Origin of the sequence: Microcystis aeruginosa LEGE 91341, assembly GCF_015206885.1 — a bacterium.
Taxonomy (GTDB): Bacteria; Cyanobacteriota; Cyanobacteriia; order Cyanobacteriales; family Microcystaceae; genus Microcystis; species Microcystis aeruginosa_H.
The window spans coordinates 1-10,420 of the sequence record NZ_JADEXY010000059.1; the positions used below are offsets into that span (position 1 = coordinate 1).

Annotated in this window: 9 protein-coding genes and 1 pseudogene; 2 read left to right on the forward strand and 8 right to left on the reverse strand. The window is 41.0% G+C overall.

Going from position 1 to position 10,420, the window contains the following annotated elements; translation table 11 throughout:
• The first annotated feature begins 872 nt into the window (after positions 1 to 872).
• Positions 873 to 1,403 carry a universal stress protein gene (locus IQ234_RS10760; RefSeq protein ID WP_002794593.1) on the forward strand — a complete coding sequence of 177 codons (531 nt, stop codon included), beginning with the start codon at positions 873 to 875 and terminating at the stop codon, positions 1,401 to 1,403.
• On the opposite strand, the gene IQ234_RS10765 is transcribed toward IQ234_RS10760, so the two are convergent.
• Both IQ234_RS10765 and sppA read right to left on the reverse strand, forming a co-directional pair.
• The gene (locus IQ234_RS10765; protein WP_193957088.1) at positions 1,393 to 3,552 is read right to left on the reverse strand and encodes a ComEC/Rec2 family competence protein; all 2,160 of its coding nucleotides are present in this window, start codon (positions 3,550 to 3,552) and stop codon (positions 1,393 to 1,395) included. The genes IQ234_RS10760 and IQ234_RS10765 overlap by 11 nt on opposite strands.
• Positions 3,553 to 3,606: 54 nt before the next feature.
• The gene (gene sppA / locus IQ234_RS10770) at positions 3,607 to 5,418 is read right to left on the reverse strand and encodes a signal peptide peptidase SppA (RefSeq protein WP_193957089.1); all 1,812 of its coding nucleotides are present in this window, start codon (positions 5,416 to 5,418) and stop codon (positions 3,607 to 3,609) included.
• A 195-nt stretch (positions 5,419 to 5,613) separates the two neighbouring features.
• Here sppA and obgE point away from each other — a divergent pair, with 195 nt between their 5' ends.
• The gene (gene obgE / locus IQ234_RS10775; RefSeq protein WP_193957090.1) at positions 5,614 to 6,642 is read left to right on the forward strand and encodes a GTPase ObgE; all 1,029 of its coding nucleotides are present in this window, start codon (positions 5,614 to 5,616) and stop codon (positions 6,640 to 6,642) included.
• A 9-nt stretch (positions 6,643 to 6,651) separates the two neighbouring features.
• Here the strand turns inward: obgE and IQ234_RS10780 are convergent, their stop codons facing one another.
• The 6 genes and pseudogenes from IQ234_RS10780 to IQ234_RS10805 all read right to left on the reverse strand — a co-directional run bounded on the left by IQ234_RS10780 (position 6,652) and on the right by IQ234_RS10805 (position 10,410).
• Positions 6,652 to 7,017, reverse strand: coding sequence for a KH domain-containing protein (locus IQ234_RS10780; protein ID WP_002736767.1), 366 nt, complete (start codon positions 7,015 to 7,017; stop codon positions 6,652 to 6,654).
• Entirely contained in the window at positions 7,010 to 7,258 is a 249-nt protein-coding gene (gene rpsP, locus IQ234_RS10785; RefSeq protein WP_002736858.1) for a 30S ribosomal protein S16, read from the reverse strand. The genes IQ234_RS10780 and rpsP overlap by 8 nt, the downstream gene beginning before the upstream one ends.
• A 92-nt stretch (positions 7,259 to 7,350) precedes the next feature.
• Complete coding sequence (locus IQ234_RS10790; RefSeq protein ID WP_002738070.1) at positions 7,351 to 7,593, reverse strand: HNH endonuclease; 243 nt, start codon at positions 7,591 to 7,593, stop codon at positions 7,351 to 7,353.
• A 164-nt stretch (positions 7,594 to 7,757) separates the two neighbouring features.
• Positions 7,758 to 8,240, reverse strand: a pseudogene (locus tag IQ234_RS10795) (KGK domain protein); the annotation flags it as partial.
• A 120-nt stretch (positions 8,241 to 8,360) separates the two neighbouring features.
• Positions 8,361 to 9,437 (reverse strand): dTDP-glucose 4,6-dehydratase, encoded by a 1,077-nt coding sequence (rfbB, locus tag IQ234_RS10800; RefSeq protein ID WP_193957092.1) that lies wholly within the window; start codon positions 9,435 to 9,437, stop codon positions 8,361 to 8,363.
• 46 nt (positions 9,438 to 9,483) lie between these two features.
• Entirely contained in the window at positions 9,484 to 10,410 is a 927-nt protein-coding gene (locus tag IQ234_RS10805; protein ID WP_193957093.1) for a cation diffusion facilitator family transporter, read from the reverse strand.
• Positions 10,411 to 10,420 lie beyond the last annotated feature (10 nt).

The following is a 10,420-nucleotide window of genomic DNA, read 5'->3' on the forward strand; positions in this document are numbered from 1 at the left end:
AATAAGGGGGGTGCCGATAGGCGGGGGGATCCGCCTTAATAAGGGGGGTGCCGATCCCCCCTTAGTCCCCCCTTAATAAGGGGGGCATCTAATAAATTTTAACGCCTACCTACTTAAGTTGTTACTTTAGAACTCGCTCTAATTGGATTATATACTTCAGCTGCCCTTGGCAAATCTCTCAAGGCAAGAGAAAAAGAGAAAAATCTCACTTATCCGACTAATTAGCCATTTTTCGACTCTCTTATTCTTTGTGTGATCTCGCGTAGCGAGCGCGTTGCGACCAGTTTAACTTACTATAGAAGCGATCAATCTTTGTGTCCTCTGTGTCTCTATGGTTCCTTCCACTCGCTCGCCAGCAGGACTGTATCTTAGAATACATTTTACCCACCAAACCTAAGAGAGCCATTTTTATAGTTATTATCGCCTCGATCTAGCTGAGGGACAATTCTTGATTTTTACCATAGGTATATAAAAAGGGAAAAAAAGGCGTGTAAAAGAACTAACATCTATAAATACAATCTATTTGTAAGAGGTTTACACGCCCGGACAGCTTTAAACATCCGCTTTCAATCTATAATCCCCCATTAGCGCCGATATAGATGTAATCTCGATCCTATTTTGACTATGATATGTATCAACAAATGCTGATGGGTTAGCACAGAACAGGGGGTGACAGTAGGGTAAATTGTTAATTTTTTTGCTAATTTAGCTACATTATCCGAAAAATGTCACACTAGAGGTAGGGGATCGTCAGCGATCGATCATCAGCTTTCAGCAATTTTTGACTATTTCCCCGGGGTATTGCTGGCAGCCAGTGGGAAAAAAGATTAACTTCAACCCTGACGTTATCTGCTATCGAGGAGGCTAATTCTATGGATAATACGGAAACAATCTCAGTCGATCGAGATACCAACAAACTCTATAATAAAATTCTCGTGGCTGTGGATTATCAAGATCCCACTCCAGAGGTGTTGAATGCGGCTATTCTCTTAGCGAAAACCTACGCTAGTGAGTTGCGAATTGTTTATAGTCTGTCTCAACCTTTGACTCCCTACACGGAAACTTTTATTTATGGTAATCTGATCGGTTATGGTGGCGGTTATCCCCCCGATATGATCGCCTTAGAACAACAAATCACCGAAGAAATGCAAGCGGAATTACAAGCTTGGTTAAACGGTTTAGTCGATCGAGCTAAGGAAGATAATATCACAGCCAAGGCTGATTATTATATCGGTGATCCGGGACAGAAAATTTGTCAAGTTGCCCAGCAAGAGGGGATAGATTTAATTATTGTTGGTCGTCACGGTCGATCGGGTTTATCTGAGTTAATCTTAGGTAGTGTCAGTAATTATGTGGTACATCATGCTCCCTGTTCAGTTTTGGTCATACACATCACTCATTAATTAGAAAGGGTTGAAATCCATTTTTTGCTGTCCATTGAATTGCACCATCTCTCCCAGTCCAGTAAGTCTTAATCCGGGCTTTTCTCAGTTGATTTCTGGCATTGCGGGAGAGATTATTAGTGACGGCGATCGCTGTTTGCGGTCGAATTGACTCTAACCATTGTTTATCTAGATTGCTTCCCTGCCATAATAACACTAGGGGGCTGAGTTTTTGGGATAAATTAACGGGATTTTTCGGGTTGATAATCCATAGCCAAGCTTGATTTTTTACTTGAAATTGAAATAAATTTTTCTCGATCAATTGTCCAGTAATTTCGCCGAGATTAAATTTTTCTAATTGGGATAAAGTAATAGTTTTTTGAATCGGTATGCTCTCACTAATAGTTGAGAATTGCGCCGAATTATTGACGGTTATTGCTCCTTGTATTTGATTAATTCCCTCCTGTCGCAAAAAAGGCAAAACTGTATAACGTGCTGTTGCCGGTTCCTCCCCATTAATTAAGAGAGTATTTCCTCGATTTTGAATAATTATTACTGGTTGCGATTTGGTGGCTAAAACTGTCACCTGAGTTAAAGTCAAATGTTGATAAATAATCGGTATTAAAATTAAAGTGAAGATAAATAAACAGACTAAATGCCACCGTTGACGAAACCAGAGATTAAAGCAGATTAAGGTAAGGCAAATATAAATAATTAACATCACTCCTAAGGATAATTTACCTGTGGAGTAGGTACTAAAAGGAAGCAGACTAAAAAAGTTGGTAATTTGCAGTAATAACTTTAGAGGATAATAGAGAATACTAGCACCGATACTGCCTAAAGGGGGATAAATTAAGCCTAAAAAAGCAGTAAAAACTCCTCCTAAACTAATTAGAGTAACTAGGGGAGTTGTGATAATATTAATGGGGATATTATAAAGAGCGATCGAGTTAAACGTAAACATTAATAAAGGCATAGTCCAGAGAGTGGCAGCTAGACTAATAGCTATAGGTTCAGCGATTAAATTAGGGAAATAGTCAATTTTATTTTTCAGTAAGGGAACGGTAATAATTAATCCCAAAGTCGCTAAAAAACTTAACTGAAATCCTAAATTCCAAATCCAGAGAGGTTGCCATAATAATAGAATTGTAGCCGCTAGTAACAGGGAGCCTAAACTATTAACTTGTCGATTATAAAGCAGACCGATTAATGCGCCAATTCCCATCAAAATCGCCCGCATAACTGAAGGTTGTAACCCTGTTAAAGTGCCGTAAATTATTAAGATAGTAACGGCAATAATAAACTGTTTTTTTGGGGATAAATTGCGAGTAACAGTTAAAACAAATCCCAACAAAATAGACACATGAAAGCCAGAAGCTGCTAAAATGTGAGCCAATCCAGTTTTAATAAATAAATCAGTGATTTTTGCTGGTAAATTAACCGCTTGTCGTCCGAGAGTAATCGAACTTAATAAAGTGCCTTTTTCTTGGCCTAGTCCTTGAATTTGTGCCTCAACAATGCGCTGACGAATCTGCCAAACTCCCCAATTTGGTGACTTTTTATCGATAATTATTTCCCCTTTTAAACCAGCAAAAGCACCCTGACGCGCTAGATAATTAGCAAAGTCAAAAGCATTGGGATTATTGGCACGACGGGGACGATAAAGTAATCCTTTAACTGTTATTTCTTGTCCGGGATAAACCTGATTTTTTGCTAGATTGGGTAGAGTAACGTAGAGTTTACCTGTGGATTTTTCCTTTGGTAAATTCTTGAGGCTAACTTCTTTTACTTCTAACCAAAATTGTAAATTTTCTCGGCGATTGAGACGAATTTCTGATACAATATTGCCCGTGATTTTAATAGAGTTAACTACATTATTTTTTAAAAGATGACTGATATCGTTTGCGCTGGGGTAAGGAGTGCGAATTTCTAGATAAACAACGGCAAATATAGCTATTAATCCCGCTATCAGCAAAATTTTTTTCGGGGGACTTTGCCACCAAAAACGACGGATAAAAGTTGTGGTTAACAAGGTAATTAGACTAATAATAATAATTCTAATTACCACTTCTTGCCATCGGTTTAACTGGGGACTAAAATCTAGCAGACCTGTAGATAATAATCCCAGAATATAGGCTAAACTAAAAATAACGCTATTGGGGCGATTCATAGAAATTTTTGTCAAATAATTTCAGAATTAGGGAGCATTATTTTTACCTAAGTATCAGCGAAAATCGAGATTAAAAAGTAACTTAGCATAAACACTATGGGGATCGTTAAATGTAGGTAACTTTAATAATTCCTGCTGAAAATTTTGCCATTCCTGCGTCAAAGGATGATTATTTTTAGTGAGAGGAGGAAGATAGGTTTGCAAGAAATTAGAGAGAAGTTCTTCTTGCCAACTTTGCGATCGAGGATATTCTTTAAGACTCCAATCATCCCCTAATTTAGCTGTTTTGGCCGCATATTGTACTGCCACTTCTAGACCACCAATTTGATCAACTAAACCAATTTTAACCGCATCTTTTCCCGTCCAGACACGACCTTGGGCCACAGTTCTAACCTTGTCTGGGGATAATTTTCGCCCCTTGGCCACCGTCTCGATAAATAAATCATAGAACTGATTAACTGCCGCTTGATAAATTTCTAATTCTTGGGGATTCTTCGGTCTGGTAATAGTAGATATATCGGCTAATTCTCCAGTTTTCACCGTATCCCAATCGATGCCATTATTATTAGCAATCTTCTGGATATTTAACAATAATCCAAACACACCGATGGAACCAGTAATCGTATCATTATCGGCAAAAATTCTTTGACCTCCCATGGCGATCCAATAACCCCCAGAAGCTGCCACATCACCCATAGAAATAATTACTGGTTTTTTCGCATCTAAACGCTTAATTTCCCGCAGAATTACCTCAGAAGCGGTGGCACTTCCCCCCGGACTATTAATCCGCAAAACTACCGCTTTCACCTCCTCCTTCCCTTGTAATTTTCGCAGTTCCTTCGCCAATTTATCCCCACCGATTTCGCCTCTATTTCCCTGACCTTCTACTATTGTCCCTTCTGCATAAACTATCGCTATTTGATTGCTACTATCTTCCTCCTCATCGAGAGAACTAGCATAATTAGCTAAAGAAATTTGCGAAAAGGAGCTAGAATTTCCCTCATCATTAGTTTTATTTTTTGCTTCTCCTGTCAACTCTTTAGCCAAAACAATGACTCGATCTAAATAGGCCACTTCATCAACAAAACCCGCCTCTTTTGCCGTGGTTGCTTCCAGAATACCTTGAGTATCAGAAATAGTTTGCACCTGTTGGAGGGTTAAATTGCGACTTTTGGCCACCGTGGAACTATAATTAGACCAAATTGTATCGAGTAGGGTTTGCAGCTGCTGACGATTCTGGACACTTAAATCCTGACGCGTATAGGGTTCCACTGCACCTTTAAAAGAACCCACTTTTACCACTTGTACCCCCACACCATACTTTTCTAGTGCATCGGCAAAAAAGGTTTGTTGACTACTTAAACCATTAATTTCCATTCTCCCCACGGGATTAATAATCACCTTTTCAGCAACGGAAGCGAGATAATATTCCTTTTCCGTCCATTCCATATCGTAGGCGATAATTTTTTTACCCGATTCGCGAAATTTTGCCAAAGCTTGCCGCACTTCCGTCAGGGTAGCATAGCCATATTCACCGATATTGTCGCGACCGTAGAGTAACAGACCGACAATATTATCATCAAGGGTGGCCTTTTCGATCGCCGCTATCACCTGTCGCAAATTTAAAGTGGTCGAACTCTCACTGGTCAAACTATCGGCTAAACTGGAACTAGGGGGAGCATCGCTGATATTGGTGGCCAAGTTAAAGACTAAGACCGATTTTTCCTTAACTGAGGAGCTATCGCTAGAAATAAGCAAGGAAAGCAGTAAAAATGCTAATCCTCCTACACCTAAGACCGAAAATGCCAATAATCCCAATAAAGTTCCCAAGCAACTAGCGAAAGTTTGTTTAAAAAACTGCCCCATCGGTTTTCATCTGCTACTAATTATCCTGTTTCCTATTGTAGGGATTCCCCGCCCAGAAAGAAGTTTTTTATTTGCAAACAAATGTACTAAAGACTTACTCTCGCTCTATTTTAAGGAGTATGATCAACCGGTCGCGGCACACTAACAGCTAATTGGTTTTTTTGTTTTGACTTTTCACTTTAACTACTTAATCTTATGCAGTTTATTGATCGCGCCGAAATAGAAGTGGAAGGGGGTAAGGGAGGTGATGGAATCGTCGCTTTCCGTCGGGAAAAATACGTCCCCGCCGGCGGTCCGGCCGGCGGTAATGGGGGAAAAGGTGGTTCGGTGATTTTTGTGGCGACTCAGAACCTGCAAACCCTGCTAGATTTCCAGTATAGTCGCTATTTTAAGGCCGATGACGGTAAACGGGGCGGTCCGAACAACTGCACCGGAGCCAACGGTAGCGATCGCATTATTAAAGTTCCCTGTGGTACAGTGGTTTACGATCTCGATAGCGAGGAAATTATCGGCGATTTGGTCACTCCCGAACAGACTTTAATCGTCGCTGCCGGGGGAAAAGGAGGATTAGGCAACCGCCACTTTTTAAGCAATAATAACCGCGCACCCGAACACGCTTTACCCGGTTTAGACGGAGAAAAACGCCATTTACGCCTAGAATTGAAGTTATTAGCGGAAGTAGGACTGATTGGGCTGCCCAATGCAGGAAAATCCACCCTAATCTCCGCCGTTTCCTCTGCTCGTCCCAAAATCGCCGATTATCCCTTTACGACTCTCATCCCTAACTTGGGAGTGGTACGCAAACCCACGGGAGACGGGACAGTATTCGCCGATATTCCTGGATTAATCGAGGGAGCGCACCGAGGAATCGGCCTAGGACACGAATTTTTGCGCCATATCGAACGCACACGCCTGTTAATTCATCTTGTCTCCTTGACAGCAGAAGACCCGATCGCCGATTATCAAATTATCCAAGGAGAATTAGCCGCCTACGGTCGAGGCTTAGAAAAGCGATCGCAAATACTGGTTTTCAACAAAATTGATGCTGTGGACGAGGAAACGATAGATAACTATCAAAAGCAGTTTGCTAAAATAACTAATGCCGAGATTTTGACTATTTCCGCCGTAACAGGAGCCGGATTAACCACTCTACTCGCCAAAGTTTGGCAGCAATTAGAGCAACTGGAGAGGGTCGAGGTTGAAACCCCTTCCCTGTTTTCCTAAAATCGCTCGTTAGTTGTTGAGCTGCCGGGGTGCGGGTGGTCGGCGATTGCTCGGTCTTCTTTCCGTACCTTCAAAGTTACCATTAGAACGACGGGTGCGGCGCTGTTCGCCTTCATTTTCGGCCGCATAGACTTCTAAATAAAGAGAACGACCCGCATTTGCGGCCGCCATTTCTAGGGTAGTTCTAATCGCCTGTAAATTGCGTCCTCCCCGGCCGTAAACTTTGCCTTTATCGGCATCATCGAAGGCTACACGCACCCAAAGACGTTCATTTTCCTTACAGCGCTCGATATCCAATCTCAGACTGGCCGGATCTTCCAAAAACGGCTCGATCATAAATTTCACCAGTTCGAGATAATTGGGGGTACTAGGCATTGATTTTCTCGAAAATTTTCTGTTTGGTGAGAATGCTGCGCACGGTGTCCGTCGGTTGCGCTCCTTGTTGTAAGCGTCGGATAATCCCTTCTTCATCCAGACGTACTTCATCGGTGCGGGGATTGTAGAATCCTAATTCCTCTAGGGGACGACCATCGCGACGACTGGTGCTAACGGCCGCAACGATACGATAACTGGCTTCGCGTTTTTTACCAAAGCGTTTTAGACGTAATTTGATCATGGTTACTCAGAAATTCTTCTTTCCGATTCTAACTCATCCCGACGGTATTTCCACAAGTGGCGATCAAGAAAACGGTCGGCAGCCATTGGCTATTATTGAAAATAACGCCGAAAACGAGGGTCTAAATGGTCTTTTTTGCGGCGATTACAGCATAAACAAAGGGTTTGCAGGTTACTAATGTCGTTACTGCCACCTAAAGCTAAGGGAATTATATGATCTATGGAAAGTTGGGCTAATTTTTCGGGTTTACCGCAACTCTGACATTGATAATTATCCCTTTGATAAACATATTTTCTCACTTCGATCGGAATCGGTATTCTCGGAGTTTTTGCCATGATAATTACAGCAGGAGACAGGACACAGTAGATTGCTTTAATTTATAGCGGTTCTCGCATCTGTGCGGCACACTTAAACCTTTGCTGATTAGGCTGTTCAGGATCGGGAATGTACCTCTTGTGAATCAGAAACGCTATATTTTCCTCATTACCTAATTAGGTTTTCAGGAATTGAAGTTAGTTTTTTCTGTATTTTCTCGCAACATTTGCCGAATTTCCTCTAGGGGTGATTCTGGTTCCAGTGGGCTATTTTCAGGAATAAATTCTAGGATAATTTTAATTTGACGAGTTTCGTTTAAATACTCAAATTCCTGATTTTGTAATTCCCGCAGAAATTCGCCATCATAATCTGGACGTTCAAGTGTTTTTTTAGGCAGTTTTTCTAAAACACTAGAAAAAGTACATTCTCCATAAATTTTAACTTTTCCTGTTCTCCAGTTTTTCTCACCCCGTATTAATAATTTACAATCCTTCCCTTCACTCGGATAATGAACCCATTCAATTTTATTAATTTGACCAAATAGAGAAGACATATCTTGCATATATGTTCGTAGTCTTCCATGGGAAGTATATTTGCCGATATAGTTCAACAAATCTGCTTGGATTTTTTCCCTAAATTTTCTCACTAAAATAACTTCTTGATTTTTTTTGAGATTTTCCTGTGATCTTAATCACTGAGAATTAAAATATTAATCTAGCTAAAGTAATAAGTGTGTTAGTTTTGGCTAACACACCTATAAAATTAAGATTAGATTTTTTACCCCTCTCTAACCGTAAACTTTCCCATAATACTCTTGATATTCTTTGGATAACAAAGGTTGCCACCAATCCCGATGATCGAGATACCATTGAATGGTTTTTCTTAATCCCCCCTCTACCGTTTCTTGAGGTTGCCAACCTAATTCGGTGCGAATTTTACTAGCATCAATAGCATACCGGCGATCATGTCCGAGGCGATCCTTGACAAAAGTAATTAAATTCTGAGCAGGTTTCACGGGTAAATCGGGAGCTAATTCATCCATTAATTCACATAACATCCTGACTAAATCGATATTTTTTACCTCATTATTTCCGCCAATATTATAGGTTTCTCCCGTTTTTCCCTTGTGAATAACTGTATCTAAAGCTTGACAATGATCCCGCACATATAACCAATCTCGAACATTTTGACCATCACCATAAACGGGTAAAGGTTTACCCAAAAGAATATTAATACACATCAAAGGAATTAATTTTTCAGGAAAATGATAGGAACCATAATTATTAGAGCAATTAGTAATAATTGTCGGCATTCCGTAGGTATGGAAATAAGCTCTCGCTAGATGATCACTCCCCGCTTTTGAGGCAGAATAGGGACTATTAGGAGCATAGGGAGTAGTTTCGGTAAAAGCTGGATCATCTACTCCTAAACTGCCATAAACCTCATCGGTGGAAACGTGCAGAAAACGATAGTTATCGGGTTGGTGATTACTTAACCAATGTTGCCGAAAACTTTCTAATAGAGTAAAAGTTCCCACCACATTAGTTTGCACAAAAGCTCCAGGACCAAGAATCGATCGATCCACATGGGATTCGGCGGCAAAATGGGCAACTGTATCGATATTTTCACTGGCAAATAATTCATCAACTAAAGCTCGATCGCAGATATCCCCTTGCAGAAAACGAAAATTCTTTCTATCTTTCAGTGTCGCTAAATTATTCAAATTACCCGCATAGGTAAGAGCATCGAGAACAATGACACGATCATCAGGATAATTCTCGCACCAATGATGAACAAAATTCGAGCCGATAAATCCTGCTCCACCAGTAATTACTATGCTTCTAGCTTGATTTTCTGTCGCCATGGCCACCTCTAGCAAAAGTTCGCTACTTATTTTAGGCCTTTTTGCTTCACACTTCTTCATCAAAAGTGATCTGATCGGAATGATAATCCGGCGGTTCAACGTGAATTAAAATTCTCACAGGGCTAAATTGTTGGCTTAATCTTGCTTCCACCGCTTCCGTGATTGCGTGAGCAGTTTCCACATCTTCAGCGCAGACAATTAGGTGCATTTCTATAAATACCTGTCTTCCCACCACTCCCCGAGACGCGATCGCATGACAATTAAGCACCCCCGGCACCTCCAGGACAATTTGATGAATCACTTCAGGAGCGATCGCCATTTCATCCACTAACAAAGGTAAATTTTCCTTGAGAACTTTCCAACCACTGCTAAACACCAAAAAAGCAACGGGAAAAGACAAAATCACATCTAACCATTGTAATTGGGGAATATTAGCCGTATTGCCCACCCAAACCCCAACTAAACCCAATAAAACCGTAATTGTCACCCACACATCACTCATGGTATGACGAGCATCGGCAATCAAAATCACACTACCGACACGCTGCCCCACGGATCTCTCATAATAGGTGACAAAAATATTCACCCCTAAAACGATAATTAATAGCCATAATTCCGGACCGGCAATCTCAACAGGTTTTCCTCCTTTGATAATACGCATGATCGCCCCTTGCAAGATTTCAAAACAGGCAATCCCCAAAAATGCGGCGATCGCTAAAGCTCCGATCGCTTCGTATTTCAGATGTCCGTAGGGATGATCTCGATCGGGATAGGGAGAGGAAAACCGCATCGCTACCAATCCCAAGACATTATTAGCACTATCGGTGACACTATGGAGAGCATCCGCTTGCAGACTCAAAGAACTAATTCTCAAACCCACCCCCGCTTTGATCGCCATAACCAACATATTCAGCAGCAGGGTGATCCAGAGAACTTTTTGGACGGTAGCCCGATTATCTTTTAAAACAGCCACAGGATTATCA

What these genes read in the sequence shown, in the direction of transcription:
- IQ234_RS10760 (WP_002794593.1), top strand. Translation starts at nt 873, where the DNA reads ATGGATAATACGGAAACAATCTCAGTCGATCGAGATACCAACAAACTC.
- IQ234_RS10765 (WP_193957088.1), bottom strand. Translation starts at nt 3,552, where the DNA reads ATGAATCGCCCCAATAGCGTTATTTTTAGTTTAGCCTATATTCTGGGA.
- sppA (WP_193957089.1), bottom strand. Translation starts at nt 5,418, where the DNA reads ATGGGGCAGTTTTTTAAACAAACTTTCGCTAGTTGCTTGGGAACTTTA.
- obgE (WP_193957090.1), top strand. Translation starts at nt 5,614, where the DNA reads ATGCAGTTTATTGATCGCGCCGAAATAGAAGTGGAAGGGGGTAAGGGA.
- IQ234_RS10780 (WP_002736767.1), bottom strand. Translation starts at nt 7,017, where the DNA reads ATGCCTAGTACCCCCAATTATCTCGAACTGGTGAAATTTATGATCGAG.
- rpsP (WP_002736858.1), bottom strand. Translation starts at nt 7,258, where the DNA reads ATGATCAAATTACGTCTAAAACGCTTTGGTAAAAAACGCGAAGCCAGT.
- IQ234_RS10790 (WP_002738070.1), bottom strand. Translation starts at nt 7,593, where the DNA reads ATGGCAAAAACTCCGAGAATACCGATTCCGATCGAAGTGAGAAAATAT.
- rfbB (WP_193957092.1), bottom strand. Translation starts at nt 9,437, where the DNA reads ATGGCGACAGAAAATCAAGCTAGAAGCATAGTAATTACTGGTGGAGCA.